The sequence below is a fragment of the Deinococcus arboris genome (assembly GCF_009755355.1).
Taxonomy (GTDB): domain Bacteria; phylum Deinococcota; class Deinococci; order Deinococcales; family Deinococcaceae; genus Deinococcus; species Deinococcus betulae.
In genome coordinates this window covers 172454-190409 of record NZ_WQLB01000005.1, presented here as the reverse complement: position 1 = coordinate 190409, position 17956 = coordinate 172454, and the positions used below count along the sequence as shown (strand labels likewise).

Annotated in this window: 16 protein-coding genes; 4 read left to right on the top strand and 12 right to left on the bottom strand. The window is 67.1% G+C overall.

Annotated elements, in window-relative coordinates:
* Window positions 1–97 precede the first annotated feature (97 nt).
* Together GO986_RS06020 and GO986_RS22825 are read right to left on the bottom strand one after the other, a co-directional pair.
* Window positions 98–445 carry a metal-sulfur cluster assembly factor gene (locus tag GO986_RS06020; RefSeq protein WP_198170430.1) on the bottom strand — a complete coding sequence of 116 codons (348 nt, stop codon included), beginning with the start codon at window positions 443–445 and terminating at the stop codon, window positions 98–100.
* Entirely contained in the window at window positions 445–759 is a 315-nt protein-coding gene (locus tag GO986_RS22825) for a rhodanese-like domain-containing protein (protein WP_232337470.1), read from the bottom strand. Before GO986_RS22825 ends, GO986_RS06020 begins: the two co-directional genes overlap by 1 nt.
* 58 nt (window positions 760–817) lie before the next feature.
* On the opposite strand from GO986_RS22825, the gene GO986_RS06010 reads away from it, so the two are divergent.
* Both GO986_RS06010 and GO986_RS06005 read left to right on the top strand, forming a co-directional pair.
* On the top strand, window positions 818–1093 hold the full coding sequence (locus GO986_RS06010; RefSeq protein ID WP_157458356.1) for a rhodanese-like domain-containing protein: 276 nt from the start codon (window positions 818–820) through the stop codon (window positions 1091–1093).
* A gap of 280 nt (window positions 1094–1373) precedes the next feature.
* The gene (locus GO986_RS06005) at window positions 1374–2834 is read left to right on the top strand and encodes a class-III pyridoxal-phosphate-dependent aminotransferase (protein WP_157458355.1); all 1461 of its coding nucleotides are present in this window, start codon (window positions 1374–1376) and stop codon (window positions 2832–2834) included.
* Window positions 2835–2889: 55 nt separating this feature from the next.
* Here GO986_RS06005 and GO986_RS06000 read toward each other — a convergent pair whose 3' ends face one another.
* Entirely contained in the window at window positions 2890–3417 is a 528-nt protein-coding gene (locus GO986_RS06000; RefSeq protein ID WP_157458354.1) for a hypothetical protein, read from the bottom strand.
* 42 nt (window positions 3418–3459) lie between these two features.
* Between GO986_RS06000 and GO986_RS05995 the strand changes: the two genes are divergently transcribed.
* Window positions 3460–4263 carry an alpha/beta fold hydrolase gene (locus GO986_RS05995; RefSeq protein WP_157458353.1) on the top strand — a complete coding sequence of 268 codons (804 nt, stop codon included), beginning with the start codon at window positions 3460–3462 and terminating at the stop codon, window positions 4261–4263.
* Window positions 4264–4632: 369 nt separating this feature from the next.
* On the opposite strand, the gene GO986_RS05990 is transcribed toward GO986_RS05995, so the two are convergent.
* The 4 genes from GO986_RS05990 to mntE form a co-directional block, all read right to left on the bottom strand.
* Entirely contained in the window at window positions 4633–5430 is a 798-nt protein-coding gene (locus tag GO986_RS05990) for a formate dehydrogenase accessory sulfurtransferase FdhD (protein WP_369409188.1), read from the bottom strand.
* The gene (locus GO986_RS05985; RefSeq protein ID WP_157458352.1) at window positions 5427–5930 is read right to left on the bottom strand and encodes a helical membrane plugin domain-containing protein; all 504 of its coding nucleotides are present in this window, start codon (window positions 5928–5930) and stop codon (window positions 5427–5429) included. Before GO986_RS05985 ends, GO986_RS05990 begins: the two co-directional genes overlap by 4 nt.
* Before the next feature lie 80 nt (window positions 5931–6010).
* Entirely contained in the window at window positions 6011–9073 is a 3063-nt protein-coding gene (fdhF, locus tag GO986_RS05980) for a formate dehydrogenase subunit alpha (RefSeq protein WP_157458351.1), read from the bottom strand.
* A 329-nt stretch (window positions 9074–9402) separates the two neighbouring features.
* Window positions 9403–10293: a manganese efflux transporter MntE gene (mntE, locus tag GO986_RS05975; protein ID WP_157458387.1), complete on the bottom strand. Its 891-nt coding sequence runs from the start codon at window positions 10291–10293 to the stop codon at window positions 9403–9405.
* Window positions 10294–10427: 134 nt separating this feature from the next.
* Between mntE and GO986_RS05970 the strand changes: the two genes are divergently transcribed.
* Window positions 10428–12647, top strand: coding sequence for an ATP-dependent helicase (locus GO986_RS05970; RefSeq protein ID WP_369409187.1), 2220 nt, complete (start codon window positions 10428–10430; stop codon window positions 12645–12647).
* A gap of 168 nt (window positions 12648–12815) precedes the next feature.
* On the opposite strand, the gene GO986_RS05965 is transcribed toward GO986_RS05970, so the two are convergent.
* The 5 genes from GO986_RS05965 to GO986_RS05945 form a co-directional block, all read right to left on the bottom strand.
* A complete protein-coding gene (locus tag GO986_RS05965) occupies window positions 12816–13928 on the bottom strand; it encodes a hypothetical protein (protein WP_157458350.1) in 1113 nt (370 codons plus the stop codon).
* Between the two features lie 63 nt (window positions 13929–13991).
* On the bottom strand, window positions 13992–14474 hold the full coding sequence (locus tag GO986_RS05960; protein ID WP_157458349.1) for an NUDIX domain-containing protein: 483 nt from the start codon (window positions 14472–14474) through the stop codon (window positions 13992–13994).
* A gap of 40 nt (window positions 14475–14514) precedes the next feature.
* Window positions 14515–15909: a hypothetical protein gene (locus GO986_RS05955; RefSeq protein WP_157458348.1), complete on the bottom strand. Its 1395-nt coding sequence runs from the start codon at window positions 15907–15909 to the stop codon at window positions 14515–14517.
* Entirely contained in the window at window positions 15906–16748 is an 843-nt protein-coding gene (nudC, locus tag GO986_RS05950) for an NAD(+) diphosphatase (RefSeq protein ID WP_369409186.1), read from the bottom strand. The genes GO986_RS05955 and nudC overlap by 4 nt, the downstream gene beginning before the upstream one ends.
* Window positions 16745–17875 (bottom strand): vWA domain-containing protein, encoded by a 1131-nt coding sequence (locus GO986_RS05945; RefSeq protein ID WP_157458347.1) that lies wholly within the window; start codon window positions 17873–17875, stop codon window positions 16745–16747. The genes nudC and GO986_RS05945 overlap by 4 nt, the downstream gene beginning before the upstream one ends.
* Window positions 17876–17956: the final 81 nt, after the last annotated feature.

Here is a 17956-nt window from a genome sequence, read left to right as displayed (position 1 = left end):
CCGCCTGCTGACAGCTTTGCCAGCAGGGCCAGGATGACGAAAAGCAGATGGTGACGGCGCTTTCGCCATCAGCCATCTGCTCTAACCTCTCTCTGTCTTAGACGTTAAAACCGAACATCCGCATCTGGCGTTTGCCGTCGTCGGTCATCTTGTCCGGTCCCCAGGGTGGCGTCCAGACGAATTCCACGTTAACACTGTTTACCCCGTCCAGGCGGCCCACAGCCATCTCGGCGTCGGCGCGAATCAGGTCCTGTACCGGGCAGCCCACGCTGGTCAGGGTCATGGTGATGTCCACCAAGCCGCCGTCCTGCACATCCACGCCGTAAATCAGGCCCAGGTCAACCACATTGACCGGGATTTCGGGGTCCTTGACGACCTTCAGGGCTTCCAGAACCTGCTCCTCGCTGGGCAGGCCAGCCGGCGCGGTGGTCTGTTCGGTATCCATCAGCCCTGCCCCTGCACGCTGGGCAGCCCGCCCTCGACCCAGGCCATCGTTCCGCCGGCCAGATTGACCACCTGGCCGTAGCCCCGCTCTTTCAGAAACTCGCCGGCGCGGGCGCTGCGGGCGCCGCTGCGGCAGATCATGACCAGTTCGCGGTCCTGGGGCAGTTCCTGGTAACGGGCTTCCAGTTCGCTCAGGGGCAGCAGCTGGGCGCCTTCGGCGTGAACCTCGTTGTATTCGCTTTGCTCGCGCACGTCCACGAGCAGCGCGCCGGCCTGCACGCGGCGCTGCCCTTCTTGCGGGGTGACATCTTCCATGCGGCCCAGCATACCCGAGTGCCCAGGTCGGAATGTGCCCGCGCATATGCTGCCCGGTATGGTGTCCGGTTCCCTTACCCTGATTGACCTGCGCCCAGAGGTCCTGCGGCAGGCCGAGCCACTGGAGGCACTAACCCCGCAGCTGGTCCTGGCTGTCTCGCTGGAGGCCATCGAGGCGGGCGCCCACGGCCTGACCCCAGCGCACGGCCCGTTGCTGGTGGTGTGCGAACGGGGCGTGCGGTCTGGGCTGGCGGCCGAGTACCTGCGCGCCGATGGGCTGGACGCCCGCGCCCATCCCGGCGGGGTGCCGGCGCTCAGGGCCCAGCAGGACTAAAACGGACGCCGCTGGAATCCAGCAGAACGCTGGGTGAAATCCGAGCGGAGAAAGAGCGCATAGGGATTCCGCACTCTGTGAGGCGTAGACGGTGCTTTGCCAGCTGTGCCGTCATGAAGCAGAATCCGTAAACAAGAGGGCGCCTCGGTCATGCCAGGCAGCCGGAAGGGGCCGGGCGGTTTAGCCCCCACTCCGCTTGAATGGAATCCGAGCCCACAGCGGCAGAACCCGTTGCCCTGGCAGCTCTGGGCACTTCAGGCTTTGCTTTACACTGGCCGCCATGTCTGTCCTGCCTCCCGGTTTCATTTCTGCGCGTGACGTGCTGGACGAGAAGCTCAGCGGCCCAGAGGTGCGCCGCCTGGAACTCGCGCACGGCAACGAAGAACTGCTGTATGGCCTGGACGTGCTGGGCCTGGCCGGGCCGTTTTACCGCGTGACCCCCTGGGAACTGGAAGACGAAACCGGTACGCGCCGCATCAATGCCAGCGGCTACGCGGCCATGCCCTTTGGCGAGATGCCCCCGGCCATTACGTCGTTCATGGCCGAGTTCCTGCAAAAAAACCGCGCGATGGGCCTGCCCCAACAGTCCAGCGGGCCGTGGCGCGCGGCCCTGCAGGCCAATCTGGTGCGCCTGCTGGCCCGCGACCTGCCCAGCCACGCGGACAGTCAGGTTTTTTTCTGCTCCAGCGGCACCGAGGCCATTGAGGGCGCACTGAAGTTTGCCAAAGCCTGGCGGCCCCGCGCCAAGTTTCAGATTTCCTTTGGCAGTGGCTACCACGGCAAGACCCTGGGCAGCCTGAGCCTAACCCCCAATCCCGAATATCAGGACATCTTCCGGCCTCTTATTCCCGGTGCGCTGACCAGTCCGTACGGCGACCTGGACGCGCTGGCCGCCCTGCTGCGGCGCGTGGGGCCAGACAACGTGACCTGCGTGGTCGTGGAACCCATTCAGGGCGAGGGCGGCGTGAATATTCCCCCGCCCGGTTTCCTCCGTGGCCTGGGCGAGCTGTGCCGGCGCCACGGGATTCCTGTGATTGCCGACGAGATTCAGACCGGGCTGGGCCGCACCGGCCACTGGTTCGAGTCGGCGGCGCAGGGGCTGGACCCGGACATCATCACGCTGGCCAAGCCGCTGGGCGGCGGCATGACGGCGGTGGGCGCCACCATCGTCCGCGCGCCCATTTACAAGAAGATGCTGGGCGGCCTGAGCAGCAAGCGCCACAGCAACACCTTCGGCGGCGGCGCCCTGGCGATGGCGGTGGGCGTCAGGAGCCTGGAATACCTGCTTGAACACGACCTGCCGGAGCGCAGCCGCGCGCTGGGGGCACAGGGCCTGAGCCGACTTCAGACCCTACAAGGCCGCTTTCCAGGGCTGCTGGAGGAGGTGCGGGGCCAGGGCCTCCTGATGGCGCTGCAATTCCGGCCGATGGTGGGTGTGCCGCTGCCCGGTTCCCTGAAAGAAATTGTCTTTGAAGCCACCGCCATCCTGGCCCTGCGCGAACTGCACGGCGCGGGCGTGATGGCCAACCTGTCGCTGAGCAGCAAGCGCACCGTGCGCCTGACCCCCGCCCTGGACATGCCGGAGGACGTGTTTTCCACCCTGATGGACCGTGTGGAGGTTTTCGCCCAGACCCACCCGAACGCCCGTGACCTGCTGCTGAAAACCCCGCCCCAGGTCACGGCCCGCTTGGCGAGTTTTGCGGCGAGAAGTCCAAAGAAGCGCACGCCAAGCGACGGGTAAAAAGGGGAGTGGGAACGATAGTCCCACTTCCTACTGCCCACTCCTCACTTCCTTTCTACGCCAGGCCACACGCCCGCTGAATCAGCAGGTGCAGTTCGTCGCGGCCCAGGCGGCGCACGTCCAGCAGGAGGTCGTCGGGCAGGCTGCTCAGGCCAGCCACGATGGGCACAAACCGGAACTCGGGGCGGGCGATCAGGTCGCGACGGGCTGTCAGGGCCAGGGTGAAGTCCACCCGCAGTTCAAAGTGGGCGTTCAGTTCGTCGCGCAGCGGCTGGGGGTCACCCGCCAGCAGCGCCACCAGCGCTGAATGCGGCGCAAAGCCGTCTTCCAGATGGGCCGCTGTGCGCGCCGTGTCCAGAAAGACGCCTGCCCCAGCCAGGGCGTACCCACCAATGCGCCGCCGACAGACATCTGGGGCGTCGCCGCGCACCAGGGTCACGCGCCGCCCGGAGCGCGCCGCGCCGCCCAGCAGGCTCCAGAACCGGGCCAGGCTGGAATAGCGCGCCAGTTCCACATGCCCGGCCGGCTTGGTGGGCAGGGGCCGGGTGGGCCGCTCGGCAAGGGGAGAGGTCACGCCCTGCATGCTAACGCGGGGCCGCCCACCTGCACCGGTAGGCTGAGCACCATGCCGACCCTCCGCGATCGCCGCCCGCTCTCGCCCCGCCTGCGCGCCTGGTTGCTGGCTTTGCTGTCGGCGCTCTTGGGCTACCTGGCCGCCCAGGCCCAGCCCCTGGTCTTTCGGCCGCCTCTGATCGCCGGGCAGGACGCTGTGCCGCCAGGGGCCGGCAGCGACGCGCAGGTGGCGCTGGTGCAGGTGGGCGGCCCCGCCCTGCATATTCAGCCGGCTGCGGGCGCGGCCCGGACCCTGCTGGTGCTGTATCCGGGCGGCCTGGTGCGGCCCCAGGCCTACGAATGGCTGGGCCGCGCTCTGAGTGCCCAGGGGGTCGAAACGGTCATTCCGGCCTTTCCCGCCGACCTGGCAGTGCTGGGGCCGTCACGCGCCGCCGCCCTGATAGAGCGGTTTGGGGCTGGCAAGCGCGTGGTCCTGGCTGGGCATTCCCTGGGCGGCGCCATGGCCGCGCAGTATGCCGCTCGGCAACCGGGGCGTGTGGACGGCCTGCTGCTGATGGCGGCCTATCCTGCTGGCAACGTCAGCCTGAAGGACCAGCAGTTGCCTGTGCTGTCCCTGCTGGCCGAGCAGGACGGCGTGGCTGCCCCAGACGCGGTGCGCGGCGGTCTGGACCGCTTGCCGGCCGGCACGACCCTGACCGTTATTCCGGGTGCGGTGCACGCTTTTTTTGGTCGCTACGGGCCGCAAAAGGGCGACGGCCTGCCCACGGTCACCCGCGCGAAGGCTGAAGAAGACATCCTGCGTGCTGTGACCGGGTTTCTGGCGAGGCTGGAAGCCGCCAGCCCTGGCCCAGGGTGAACACCGCCCCATGAGTGTGGAAGCCTTCGGCTTGAAGCCAAACCTACTGGATAGACCCTGGCGGTGGCTGGGTCAATCTCTCAACCGCCGCTCCGTCCGGCATGTCGTTCGGATGCAGATTGCAGTCAGGGGAGGCAGATCAAATTCACCACGAGGCGCAGGCCAGCCGGATCAATCTTGACCTCTGGCGTCTGTTCAGCTTGCTCTATCAGGACCTCAAGTGAGGGTGGGCAGCGGTGCGGATTCGCTATCCAGCAGACAGGTTCAGGGCAGAGGAGAGTTAGCCAAGACCTGCCCACACTCAGGGCCTCTCCGCTCAATTCGAGCAGAGAATCCTCGAACTCAAAGTCTCCACCACGTCGGGTCGCTTCACGGCTGGACCCGCTCGGCGCCGGTGTAGACTGTCAGGCGTCCCTCCCGCGTGAATCCGCAGAGGGTCACCCCAAACGCGGCGGCTGTGTCAATCGCCAGACTCGTGGCGGCGCCCACAGCGGCCACCACGGCAGCGCCCGCCACCACGGCCTTCTGCACAATCTCGAAGCCTGCGCGGCTGCTGACCACCAGCACCTCGCTGCGCAGGGGCAACTCGCCGCGCGCCTGTGCCCAGCCCACCACCTTGTCAGTGGCGTTGTGCCGCCCCACATCCTCGAAGGCCACGCGCAGCTGCCCATCCGCCGTAAAGAGGCCTGCGCCGTGCAGCCCACCTGTCCGGGCAAAACCGGGTTGTGCCGCGCGCAGGCGTTCGGGCAGGTCGGCCAGCAGGCCCGCGCTGAGAGCGCCTGCCTCCCAAACTGGCGCCGTGGCCCGCGCCAGCAGCTGTTCTATGCTGCCTGACCCACACACCCCGCAGGCGCTGGACGACACCGCCAGCCGCGCCCCGGCAGCCAGCCGTGCGTGGTCGGGCGTGTGCAGGTGCCAGAGGTCGGGATTGTCCGGGTCAGGGGCCAGCGAGAACTCGGCGGGCAGCAGCCCTTCTGACACCAGCCAGCCCAGCAGCAGCTCGTGGTCCTGGCCAGGCGTCCTCATCAGCACGCCTAGTGGCATCTGGGCATCTGGGGTGTGGAGATGCAGGGCCAGCGGCTCTTCCGTGGCTATATCGTCGGTGCCCACGCTGGCCTGTCCCGCTCGCCAACGGGTGACCGGCAGCTCGGCGCTGGCCCTGCTCACCGGCTTACCTCGGCCTGATTGGCGTTCTCCTGGGTTTCGCCGTCTGCCTCACGCAGAGCGCGGCCCAGGCCCTTGAGCAGCGCCAGGATGGCGCCCAGCGCGACCTGTACGTCCCGGTCTTTCAGGAGGCCCATCAGTTCGCCCAGCCCCACCCCCTTGCCGGCGGTCACATGGCGCGCGCCCTCGTTAATCCCGGTGGTCAGGGCGTGGCCCAGCAGGCCGACCTCGCGCGGGTCCAGGGTGCCCAGCGTCCGGCTCAGCTCGGAAACGTTGCGTAAAAAGGTGGTGCCACCCGAACCACCCAGAATCTGAAGCAGCGAGGCGGTCAGGCCCTCGCCCCCGCGCACAGTCTTGCCCAGCACATTCAGCACGCCGTGGTCGTGCAGGACGCGCAGGAGTTCCAGGCCTTCTAGCAGGGCGTCTGTCGAGTCCTCGACCTCAGAGGCGAGGCGTTCCTGAGAGGTTGGAGGACGGGGGGCATAGTCAAGCGCTTTGGCCATGGCAACTCCTGATGAACCGGGCGCAGGCGTGCGTCACATGCCGCCCGGCCCCAGCCCTGCCAGAGCAGGGAAAAGAGGCTTCAATCATCGGCGCTGAGGTTGTCGACCCGCGTATTCAAGCTGTCGCCGTGCATGGGCAGCAGGCCGCCCGGAAACACATAGTCGGGCCGCGCCCATTTGCGCTCGACTTCGACGCCGTCCTGGGGTGTCGGGTGGCCCCAGCGGTGGTTGGTCACGGGCAAGGGGTTGTCTCCGACCTCGGGCAGCAGTTCCATCCGGACGCTGGTGTCTTTGTAGGCGGGCGTGTTGGTCTGAGAATCACCCTGGCTGCCCGTCAGGCGGTTGACGGCGGCCTCGGCGTGGCGGGCATTCATGGGCAGGTACAGTTCGTTGGCCTGCACGCGGCCCGTCACCAGCGCGCGCACCTTCACCGAGCCCTGCGGACTGACCAGGCGCACCCACTGGCCGCTCTGAATGCCGCGCTCGGCAGCCAGTTCGCGGCTGACCTCCACGAAGGTATCGGGCGCCTTACTGACAATGCCGGGCACCTGGAACGTCATGTTGCCTTCGTGAAAATGCTCTAGCATGCGCCCGCTGTTCAGGTGCAAGTCGTATTCGGCGCTCGGCGCCTGCTGCCGGGGTTTGTAGGTGGCGGGGTGCAACTTGGCCTTGCCGTCCGGAAAGTGAAAGCGGTCGGTATATAAAAGCGGCGTGTCGGTGCCGTCTTCTTTCACCGGCCAGCACAGTGACCGGTAGCCTTCCAGCCGCTCGTAGGTCACGCCCACCCAGGAAGGCGTCAGGCGCGCAATCTCGGTCATGATGTCCGACGGGTGCGTGTAGGCCCAGTTGGTCCCCAGCCGCTGGGCCACCGCCTGGTAAATTTCCCAGTCGGGCTTGGTGCCCTTCAGCGGCTCCATCACCCGGTACAGGCGCTGAATGCGCCGCTCGGTGCTGGTAAAGGTGCCTTCTTTTTCCAGCGAGGCGGCGGCGGGCAGCACCACGTCGGCGTAGCGGGCGGTGTTGGTGAAATACAGGTCCTGCACGACCAGGAAGTCGAGCGCTTCAAAGCCCTTGGCCAGATGGTTGACGTTGGCGTCGGTGAGGCTCATCTCTTCGCCGCTGATCCACAGGCCCTTCAGCGTGCCCTCCAGCGCAGCGTCCATCATCTCGGTGTTGTCCAGACCTTTTTCGGGGCGCAGGGTGATGCCCCACTCGCGTTCGTGGCGCTGAATGGCCAGAGGGTCCGTGATTTTCTGGTAGCCGCTGACCTGGTCGGGCATGGCACCCATGTCGCCCGCGCCCTGTACGTTGTTGTGCCCGCGCAGAGGATAGGCGCCGGTGCCGGTGCGGCCATAGTTGCCTGTCACCAGCAGCAGGTTACTCAGGGCCGCACTGGTGTCGCTGCCGCCGCACTGCTGGGTCACGCCCATCGCCCACAGAATGCACACCCGCTCCTCGGCTGCAATCTGCCGGGCCAGGGCTTCAAGGGTGGCTTCCGGAATGCCGGTTTCCGCCGCTGCGTAGGCCAGGGTGTAGTCGGCGATGGACTCGCGGTACTCGTCTAGGCCGTTGACCCGCTCCTGCAAGAACGCCTTATCTTCCAGGTCGTTGTCCAGAATGAACTTGGCCAGGGCGCTGGCCCACACAAAATCGGTGCCGGGCTTGGGCCGGATAAACTGATTGGCCCGCCGGGCCATCTCGTGCTCGCGCAGATCAAAGACGATGACCTGCTGACCGTTCAGTTTCTGCGCCCGCTTGATGCGGGTGGCCAGCACCGGGTGGCTTTCGGCGGTGTTGCTGCCGACGGTGACGACTAAGGTGGCCTGCTCGATGTCGTGGATGGTGCCGCTGTCGCCGCCAATACCCACTGTTTGCGACAGCCCTTTGGTGGCCGGCGACTGGCAGTACCGCGAGCAGTTGTCCACATTGTTGGTGCCGATGACCTGGCGGGCGAACTTTTGCACCAGAAAGATTTCTTCGTTGGTGCTCTTGCTACTCGCCACAAAGGCCAGGGCGTCTGGCCCGTGCGCTGCCTTAATGCTCTCCAGGCGGCTGGCCACGAGGTCCAGCGCCTCTGCCCAGCTAGCTTCCCGGAAACCAGTGGCCTCGCGGATCAGCGGTTTGGTCAGGCGCTCGCCACTGTTCACGTAGTCCCAGCCGAATTTGCCTTTGACGCAGGTGGAGATGCCGTTGGCGTGGCCCTGGCCCGGCTCGACTTTCAGCAGCTGCCGGTCTTTGGTCCACACATCAAACGAGCAGCCCACGCCGCAGTAGGTGCAAACCGTTTTGGTTTTCTGGATATAGCGGTCGCGCCCGGCCGACTCGATCTCCGAGATAGCCGTGATCGCTTGCAGGCCCGTGCTGACCTCCACGCCCTTGACCACGTCAATGGCGGCGTTCCAGACGGGCAGGGGAATGCCGGTGAACAGGCCGGCCTGGCCCACCATAGAGGTCTCGATCAGGGCGTTGCAGGGACACACCGTCACGCAGTGACCGCACGATACGCAGCTGGATTCGCCGACCGGCTTGCCGCCGTCCCACAGCACGCGCGGCTGCTCCATTTCCCAGCCGATGCTCAGGGTTTCATTGACCTGAACGTTCTGGCACGCCTCCACGCAGCGGCCACACAGGATGCACTGGTCGGGGTCGTACTGGTAAAAGGGGTTGGAAGTGTCTTTGGCGTAGCCTTTGGGCTGAAACGGCCGGGTCTGGTGTTCGGGGGCCAGCAGGGTCAGCGTGTTGTGAACGGTGCAGTTGCCGTTGTTGTTGTCGCACACGGTGCAGTACAGGTCGTGGTTGGCGACTAGGCGGTCGTAGGCGTCGCGCTGGGCGGTGCGCGCCGCGTTCGTCTGCGTCCGCACGACCAGCCCCGCCCGCACCGGGGTGCCGCAGGCCCGGCCAAGAACGCCGTCAATCTCGACGGCACAGGTGTCACAGGTCTGGACTGGCCCCAGCTGCGGGTGGTAGCACACCTGGGCCAGTTCGATTTGCGCGCGGTTAATCACTTCAATGAGCGCTTCGCCCTCATGGGCGGCCTGCGCCACGCCGTCCACCAGAATGCTGCACCGCGCGCCCAGCGGTGGCCGGGTCGGCCCCACCCGCGAACGCAGATGCGCGTCGTTCGGCACATCAATTTCCCCCATACGTCCCCCTTGCTTCAGGCGAGTATAGGTAAGCTGGCACCTGCTCAACCGCGTCATTGCGTGCAGGTTTCTTTAGACCTGAGGCGGGAACGCAGAGCGCTGGGCTGTTGCCTGTGGGGACAACAGCACGCTTCTCCAGGCCACGCAGGACCACTGCCAGTGAGCTGCTGCGGAGTTGTGTTCATTCGCCTGAGCGCGGTTGAGGTTCTTCTCTACAGCTTCTGAAGACTGCCAGTGAGAGCCAGAAAGCAGACGCAGCGGCGACGCTGAATAGGTCTCTCGGTGGCGCATCCAGGTCCAGCCTCAATTGAGAAAGTCTCACGCCGCCGTTACAGGACCAGCACGCCGTGGTGCTTGGCCTGTTCCTGTGGTTCAACGTGAATGGTGACGTGGATGTCCGGCATTTCGGCGCTCAGGGCGTCTTCCAGGCGGTCGCAGATGGCGTGGGCGCTGGTGACCGTCATGTCGCCCGGCACCACCATATGAAACTCGATAAAGGTCATGCGGCCGGCGTGGCGGGTGCGCAGGTCGTGCATTTCCAGGGCGCCCTCGCCGTGTTCGCTGAGCAGCCGGCGAATGCGGGCCTCGGTCTGGGCGTCTACGGCCGCGTCCATCAGGCCGCCCACGCTCTCGCGCACCAGATGGGCGCCGCTGTACAGAATGTGCAGGGCCACCAGCAGCGCCAGCAGCGGGTCCAGAAACGCCAGTCCTGTTGCTTTGGCGGCCAGCACCCCCAGCAGCACGCCCACGCTGGTCACCACGTCGCTCAGCAGGTGTCGGCTGTCGGCCAGCAGCGCGGGTGACCGTAGCGCGCGGCCCCGGCGCAGCAGCAGCGCGGCCCATCCCGCGTTCAGGACACTGGCCCCCAGATTCACCGCCAGGCCCGGCAGCGGCGCGTCCACAGCCGCCGGGTGCAGCAGCGCCGGAATGGCCTCGGCCGCAATGGCCACGGCCGCCAGCACAATCAGCACGCCCTCGGCCACCGCGCTGAAATACTCGGCTTTCGTGTGGCCGTAGGGGTGACCGGCGTCGGCCGGCCGGGCCGCCACCCGCAGCGCCACAAACGCCGCCACCGCTGCCGCCACGTTAATTACGCTTTCCAGGGCGTCCGAGTACAGCGCCACGCTGCCGGTCAGCGCGTAGGCCAGAAATTTAAGGCCCAGCACCACCAGTGCCACCACCACGCTGCCCAGCGCCAACCGGGAAGCGCGCAGCGACATGGCAGAGGGAGCAGAGGAGACCGGCACGGCCGGAGCGTAGCAGGGTTAGGCGCGGCGAAAAGCGTGCCCGGAGCGGGAACAGGTTAGGGCATGGATTACGCCCTGAACAGAACAAACCCTGATACACTCGTTCGGTGAGCGCGCCCGACCTTCTTTCGCAGTTGAACCCCACGCAGGCCCAGGCCGCCGACCACTTCACCGGTCCGGCGCTGGTGATTGCCGGCGCGGGCAGCGGCAAGACCCGCACCCTGATCTACCGGATGGCCCACCTGATCGGGCACTATGGGGTGAACCCCGGCGAGATTCTGGCCGTAACCTTTACCAACAAGGCCGCCGCCGAGATGCGCGAGCGGGCCAGCCACCTAGTGCCCGGCGCTGACAAACTCTGGATGAGCACCTTTCACTCTGCGGGCGTGCGGATTTTGCGCGCCTACGGCGAGCACATCGGGCTGCGGCGCGGGTTTGTCATTTACGACGACGACGACCAGCTCGACATTCTGAAAGAAATCATGGGCTCCATTCCTGGCATCGGGCCTGAGACCTCACCGCGCGTGGTGCGCGGCATTCTGGACCGCGCCAAGAGCAATCTGCTGACGCCCGGCGATCTGGACCGCAGCGGCGAGCCGTTTATTTCTGGTATCCCGCGTGAAGCGGCGGCCGAAGCCTACCGCCGCTACGAGGCGCGCAAGAAGGGCCAGAATGCCATTGATTTTGGCGACTTGATTACTGAAACAGTGCGCCTTTTCCATGAAGTACCGGGTGTCCTGAATGCGGTGCAGAACCGCGCCAAGTTTATTCATGTGGACGAGTATCAGGACACGAACAAGGCGCAATACGAATTGACGCGGCTGCTGGCTTCAAGAGACCGGAACCTCTTAGTGGTCGGGGACCCCGACCAGTCGATCTATAGATTTAGAGGCGCCGATATTCAAAACATCCTTGATTTTCAAAAGGATTATGCGGATGCCAAAGTGTATTTGCTGGAACACAACTACCGCTCTAGCGCCCGCGTGCTCACCATTGCCAACAAGCTGATTGAAAACAACGCCGAGCGCCTGGACAAGACCTTAAAGCCGGTCAAGGAAGATGGACACCCCGTGGTCTTTCACCGCGCCACCGATCACCGGGCCGAGGGCGACTTTGTAGCGGAGTGGCTGACACGGCTGCACAATCTAGAAGGCCGCAAGTTCACCGAGATGGCCATTCTGTACCGCACGAACGCCCAATCCCGCGTGATCGAAGAGTCGCTGCGCCGGGTGCAGATTCCGGCCAAGATTGTCGGCGGCGTGGGCTTTTATGACCGCCGCGAAATCAAGGACATCCTGGCGTATGCCCGCCTGGCGATTAATCCCAGTGATGACGTGGCGCTGCGCCGCATCATCGGGCGGCCCCGGCGCGGCATCGGCGACACGGCGCTGGAAAAGCTGCTGGAGTGGGCCCGCATCAACGGCACCAGTCTGCTGACCGCCTGTGCCCGCGCCGAGGAAGACCGCATTCTGGACCGGGGCGCGGGCAAGCCGGTCGAGTTCGCCCGCCTGATGGAAGCCATGAGCGACGCCGCCGACAACTACGAGCCGGCCCAGTTCCTGCGCTACGTGATAGAAACCAGTGGCTACCTCGACCTGCTGCGCCAGGAAGGGCCAGAAGGCGCTGTGCGGATGGAAAACCTGGACGAACTGATCAACGCTGCTCAGGAATGGGCGCAGGAGCACGAGGGCACCGTTGGCACTATTGCCGATTTTCTGGATGACGCCGCGCTGCTCTCCAGCGTGGATGACATGCGTACCAAAGCCGAGAACAAGGGCGCGCCCGAAGACGCCGTCACCCTGATGACCATGCACAACGCCAAAGGCCTGGAATTTCCGGTGGTGTTCATCGTGGGCGCCGAGGAAGGCCTGCTGCCCAGCCGGGGCGCGCTGGTGGAAGCAGGCGGTATAGAAGAGGAGCGGCGCCTGTTTTACGTGGGCATCACGCGGGCGATGGAGCGCCTGTTCTTGACGGCCGCCCAGAACCGCATGCAGTTTGGCAAGACCAACGCCGCCGAAGACAGCCGCTTTCTGGAAGAAATCGAGGGGCACTTTGACACCGTGGACCCCTACGGGCAGGTGGTCGAATACCGCGCCAAGACCTGGAAGACTTACCGCCCGACCGTGCCTGCGGCAGTTAAAAACACCAGCCCCATGACGGCAGATATGGCCTACCGAGGCGGAGAAAAGGTCAAGCATCCCAAGTTTGGCGAGGGGCAGGTGCTGGCGGTAGCGGGGCTGGGCGACCGACAGGAGGTGACCGTGCATTTTCCAAGCGCCGGGACCAAGAAGCTGCTGGTCAAGTTTGCCAACCTCAGCCCGGCGTAAACAGGTCAGACGAATTCCACAATATGCAGGTGTGAAGGGTGCGTTCCCGGCTGTGCCGTCAAGAAGTGGAATCTGCCGTCATTCCCTCTCGCTCTTCTGCAAAGCTTTTCGAGTCTGAGAGGCCGCTGGTTCAATTTCGCTTTGCTTTCATCAAGCCTTCTGCTTGATTCAATCGGCATCCGTATCAGGTGTCGCCGTCTTCGTGCTGGTCGGCATCCGCGCCGCTAAACGGCGAAGCCAGGCCTTGACCTCAGCTGCACTCAGTTGCGCGGTGACCCGCACTTCGGGCCGCAGGGCGCTGAACATGGGGGGTGCGGTCCAGGTGCGCTCGTAGGGCGGGTCAGTAAGCAGAATGACCCGCTCCCCCTCAAACAAAGCGATATCGGCGGGCACGCCCTCATTCCAGATCCAGGCACTGGTGGCGGCCATGCCCCCGCCCAGCGTGCCGTCGGGGCGCAGGCCAAACCAGTTCACCAGATTGAAGGTGCCGGTGTGCGTCACCGCTTCTTCGGTGGTCTCGCCCAGCGCCTCGGCCAGTGCAGCGGGTGACGGCGCCCGGCCCGGTAACAGGCCAGGCGTGACCAGGGCGCCGGCCAGCAGCGTGTGCAGCTGAAAATTGTCGGCCACGCCCGAGACCTCTATCCAGAAGCCACGCCCCAGGCCCGGATGCAGCACCAGCATGGCCTCTTTGTAGGGGGCTTGCAGCAGCTTCAGCAGCCAGTCGGCCCATTCGTGCAGGTCCTGAAGGGCGTCTAGCGCGGCCAGGATGCCAGATTTGGCCCGGAAAGCCACGCGCGTCTCGGGCAGGCGACTGAGAAAGGTCACGCCCGCGCGGCCAAACAGGTCCAGGGCGTGCCAGGCCCGCACATCGTCTGGGGCCAGCGCCCTGGCCTGCTGGAGCCAGGCGGCCTCGCCGTCTCCAGTTGCGTCACCCTCGCTCTCCGCCTGAGCGCTCTGGGTGTCCAGATAAGCCTCGGCCAGCCGCACACTGCCGGTCAGGCTGCGCACCAGCCCATGGAGCAGCGGCTCGGCGCCCGGTTCGGGGTCGGCGCCGGCTTCTACCAGGGCGCCCGCCGCCACGCCCAGCAGGCCGGCGACCTCCAGATTGGCGCCTGACAGACCCGGCAGCAGCCAGGCCAGAGCCGTGTCGGGCGGCAGGCTGGCGTCCTGGGCCGCCTGCCAGAACGCCTGCACGAGGGGCTGGGCTTCTGACAGGGTGGCCTGGTCCTGGGCGGCCAGCGCTGTCAGGTGCTGGGCCAGTTGCGCGGGGTCTGGGGACATGCTGGCAGTATGGCTGGCCCTGTCGCTGCGCCGCGCCGCAGATGCAGTGACCTCTGAGCAGGATCAGGCTCCAGGGCTCTCCCGGTGGACGAGGTGCCGCACCACGCCCACGGGCACCTCAAGCAGCTCCCGCACCACCAGTGGATACACCGGGGTGGTCTCCAGGTCACTGAACGCCACCCACTGACAGCTCACCTCGGCGTTGTCCAGCGTCAGAAACGGCGCGGCCGGCACCGCATCGGGCGCGTCCATGTGGTAGTAGAACCCCAGCTCGTGCTGCCGCTTTTCGGCGGGGCCAAAGAAGTTCTCCATGACGCCCACCAGCTGCAGGGGCCCAGCGGGCAGGCCGGTTTCCTCCTGCCACTCGCGCTGGGCGGCCGTCTCGGTGGCTTCATCCACCCCCACCGCGCCGCCCGGCAAAAAGTGAAAGCCAGCACCGAACTCCCCTGCGCCCGTGTTGGTGAGCAGGAAGGGGCCGCGCGTACACAGAATCACCACGCGGACACTGAATTTCAGGCCGCCCAGTGGCAAACGAATGTCAGTCATGCCAGGCAGTCTGCCGTGAAAGGGGCGGCCAGGGCGGCGCTCAACTCGCGGACGCCTCGGCGCGCACGCTGGGGTCGGTGTCCTGGGCCAGCGCGGCGCGTGAGGCGGCGGAGAGGCCCACCCGGCCCGCCACCGCCAGCCGCACGCCTTCGTCGGGGTCGGTGACCAGTGCCGCCTGCGCCCCGGTGTCCAGGGCCGGGTGCCGGGCGGCGGCGCGGCGCACGCCGGCGTTGGGGTCGGCGGCCAGGGTGGCCAGGACGCTGGCCGGGGTGCCCGGCGCGTAGGCCACGGCGCGGCGCACCTCAGGGTTGGGGTCGGCGGCCAACCGGGTCAGGCGCCCGGTGCCCAGGTCCGGGCGCACCGCCAGCACGGTCCGCACCGTGGCGTCACTGTCGCCCACCAGCGCGTCCAGCACCGCTCCCGACAGCCCCTCGGCGCTGGCCACATGCAGCCGGATATCCGCTTCGGGGGCGCGGGCTAGGGCCAGTACTGCCCCGTCGGGCAGGTCACTGCGCTCCAGCACGGCGCGGCGCACCGTTTCGGATTCGTCGCTGGCCAGGTGGGTCAGGGTCTCCGGCGGCGCGTCAGGGCGCCGGGCCAGGGCGGCGCGCACGTCGGGGTCGGCGTCCTGGCCCGCGCGTGCCAGCCAGGCGGGGGGCACGGCCCAGCCCTGCAGGGCGGCGGCGCGCACACCGGGCTGGTCATTGGTGGCCAGCCACTCGCGTACGTTGGCGGGCAGGTCCACGCGGCGGGCCAGGGTGGCCAGCACGTCGGGGTCACCGTCGGTGGCCAGGGTTAGCAGGCAGTCCAGCGGCAGGTCCAGCCGCCGCGCCACGCTGGCTCGCACCAGGCCGTGCGGGTCGGTGACAAAGACCCGCAGCACATCGCCGGGCAGCTCGGGGCGGGCGGCGACCGCCTTTCTGACGTCATAGTCGTCATCGGTGGCCAGCTGCCGCACCAGCGCTTCGGGCAGGTCGTCCCGCCGGGCCACCGCTTCGCGGATCTGCCAGCCCGCGTCCTGCGCCAGCGCTGCGACCCGTTCGGCGCTCAGGCTCGCGCGCGTCGCCAGGGCCGTGCGCACCGCGTAGTCCTCGTGGCGCAGCGCGGCGTCGGTGATCCAGCCAGGAGCGCCGTCGGTGTTCAGCAGCGCAATCACCCCGTCAGCCGGAAAGGCGCCCAGCAGTCCTGGGCGGGCCAGACGCATCAGGGGGAGGCCTGGATTGCCAAGCACCTCGGCCGGGTAGGCGGCCGCCAGGATGCCCAGCACCTCGGGGGGCGTGTTGGGGTGCCGGGCCACCAGGGCGCGCACGCGGCTGTCCGGGTGGGCCGAGAGGCCGCCTAAGGTCTCGGCACTGGCGCGGGGCGCGGCCGCCGCCGCCAGGGCGCCTTCCACCCCCAGCAGGGTCAGCGTGCGTGGGTCAAGTTCCGCCGTCATGGGGCCGATGATGCCACGCCGCCCAGGGCCGCCCCCACCGCCCGGTCAATCAGGGTGCGGGCCACACTGAAGGGCGGCGGCACCCCCGGCAGCGCCGTGACCGGAAACCAGCGGGCGTCTTCAATCTCGCCCGGCTGTGGGGTGATGGTGCCGCCCGCGTACTCAGCCTCAAAGCCCAGCATCAGCGAATGCGGAAAGGGCCACGGCTGGCTGGTCACGTACCGGAGGTTGGTGAGCTGCACGCCCACCTCTTCTTGCACCTCGCGGTGGGCGGCGGCTTCCAGCGTCTCTGAAGGTTCCACGAAGCCCGCCAGCGCGGAATACACGCCGGGCGCAAAGTGAGGCCCGCGCGCCAGCAGCAGCTCGGTGCTGTGCCCCTCACCGCGCCGAATCAGCACCATCGCTACAGGCGCCACGCGCGGGTAGACCGTCAGGCCACACGCCGGGCAGGTGCGGGAGCGTTCGTGCCCGCTGTCACTCAGCGGCGCGGCGCAGCGCCCGCAAAAGCGGTGGGTGCGGACAAAGTCAATGACCTGTGCGGCGTAACCTGCCAGGCCCATCTCGGTGTCTGGCAGCCGCCCAAAACAGGCGCGCAGGGCGTGGGCACTGAAACCAGGCGGCGGCCCAGCCGTCACGCTGGCTGCAAAAAACTGCTGGCCGTCCAGGGCACCTAGCGGGGTCACGTCCTGTGCAGGAAAGGGCAGACTGGCTCCAGTGGGCAGCGCCTCCTGATCGTCCAGGAGGAGCCGTGGGCCGTCAAACACGAACCAGCGCGCCTGCTCGCCCGGCACCAGGGTCAGGTCAGGCACAAAGCCGGCGGGGCGCTCGGTGGCGTTCACCCGTGTTCCTCCAGCCGCAGCACCTCGCCGAATGGAAAGCCCTCGTCTTCCAGGCCGCCGGGCGGCACCACCCAGAGGGTCGGGGTTCTGGGGGCCGCCTCTGGAAAGTCGCCGTAGCCGTCAGTCAGGTACACCAGCACGTCCGGCTCGTGGGTGTCCAGCAGGGCAAAGATGGGCCGGAAGTCGGTGCCGCCGCCCCCCTGCGGCGGGGGAATCTCGCCGCCCGGCGAGAGGTCGTGTGGGCCGTACGCCTCGGTGTCGGCGTAGTAGAGGGTGGCTTTGACATGTGGATAAGCCCCCAGCACCCCCTGAACCTCGCCCACCAGGGCTTTGACGGCGTCGTCGTCCACACTGCCGGAGGTGTCCACTGCCACCAGGGCGCGCATCGATTCGTCGTCCAGCGCTTCGAGATACAGGCCGCGCCCCACGAAGCGGCGGTCGAAGCCGCCGAAGTCCACGGGGGTGCGGGCCAGAAAGCGCCACAGGTGCGCGCGCCAGTCCAGCCGCGCCGGGGCCAGGCGCATCAGTTCTCGGTGCATGCCCAGGGGATCGTCGCCCTGGCCGCCGCTCATGGCGTCCACGCTGCGGGCCTGGGCCAGCGCCTGCTGCCACTGCCGGGTCACGCTTTGGCCGGGCTTGCCCTGTTTGGGGGGCGCGTCGCTGGGGGGGGCGTCCAGCAGGTCGTCGCCTTCCTCGTCCCCATTCTCATCGGCCTCGCCGTCCAGCGAGGTGTAGACCTCTTCGACACTCAGGCGCTCAAGGTGGTCGTCGCGGCGCGACTGGGGCGGCACGGGCAGGCCGGCGGCGCTGACCATGCCGTTGACAATCAGGTCGGCGGCCTTGTTCCAGCGTTTTTTCTCGCGTGGGCCGCGCCGCTCGACGTGCGACAGGGCGGCGTGCAGAACCTCGTGCAGCAGCAGGCCGTCCAGCACATCGGGCGCCAGGCTGGCGGCCACCTCGGGATTCACGTAGACGCGCTCGCCGTCGGTGCCGGCGGCTGCCACCTCCCGCGACGGCACGAATTCGGCGTGCAGCAGCAGCGTGGCAAAAAATGCCGACTTTCCCCGCAGCCGCAGGCGCGAGCCCGAAATAAGGCGCTGAAAGTCGGGGCTGGCCGGAGGCGTCATGGGGCCTCCGGTGTGGATGGTTGAAAGTTGATGGGTGATGGAAAAAGCAGTTGCCCGCTTCCAGCCACCATCAACCACTGA

What these genes read in the sequence shown, in the direction of transcription:
- GO986_RS05945 (WP_157458347.1), bottom strand. Translation starts at nt 17,875, where the DNA reads ATGACGCCTCCGGCCAGCCCCGACTTTCAGCGCCTTATTTCGGGCTCG.
- GO986_RS05985 (WP_157458352.1), bottom strand. Translation starts at nt 5,930, where the DNA reads ATGGCCAAAGCGCTTGACTATGCCCCCCGTCCTCCAACCTCTCAGGAA.
- GO986_RS05960 (WP_157458349.1), bottom strand. Translation starts at nt 14,474, where the DNA reads ATGACTGACATTCGTTTGCCACTGGGCGGCCTGAAATTCAGTGTCCGC.
- GO986_RS06000 (WP_157458354.1), bottom strand. Translation starts at nt 3,417, where the DNA reads ATGCAGGGCGTGACCTCTCCCCTTGCCGAGCGGCCCACCCGGCCCCTG.
- GO986_RS05965 (WP_157458350.1), bottom strand. Translation starts at nt 13,928, where the DNA reads ATGTCCCCAGACCCCGCGCAACTGGCCCAGCACCTGACAGCGCTGGCC.
- GO986_RS06020 (WP_198170430.1), bottom strand. Translation starts at nt 445, where the DNA reads ATGGATACCGAACAGACCACCGCGCCGGCTGGCCTGCCCAGCGAGGAG.
- fdhF (WP_157458351.1), bottom strand. Translation starts at nt 9,073, where the DNA reads ATGGGGGAAATTGATGTGCCGAACGACGCGCATCTGCGTTCGCGGGTG.
- GO986_RS06005 (WP_157458355.1), top strand. Translation starts at nt 1,374, where the DNA reads ATGTCTGTCCTGCCTCCCGGTTTCATTTCTGCGCGTGACGTGCTGGAC.
- mntE (WP_157458387.1), bottom strand. Translation starts at nt 10,293, where the DNA reads ATGTCGCTGCGCGCTTCCCGGTTGGCGCTGGGCAGCGTGGTGGTGGCA.
- GO986_RS22825 (WP_232337470.1), bottom strand. Translation starts at nt 759, where the DNA reads ATGGAAGATGTCACCCCGCAAGAAGGGCAGCGCCGCGTGCAGGCCGGC.
- GO986_RS05995 (WP_157458353.1), top strand. Translation starts at nt 3,460, where the DNA reads ATGCCGACCCTCCGCGATCGCCGCCCGCTCTCGCCCCGCCTGCGCGCC.
- GO986_RS05955 (WP_157458348.1), bottom strand. Translation starts at nt 15,909, where the DNA reads ATGACGGCGGAACTTGACCCACGCACGCTGACCCTGCTGGGGGTGGAA.
- GO986_RS06010 (WP_157458356.1), top strand. Translation starts at nt 818, where the DNA reads ATGGTGTCCGGTTCCCTTACCCTGATTGACCTGCGCCCAGAGGTCCTG.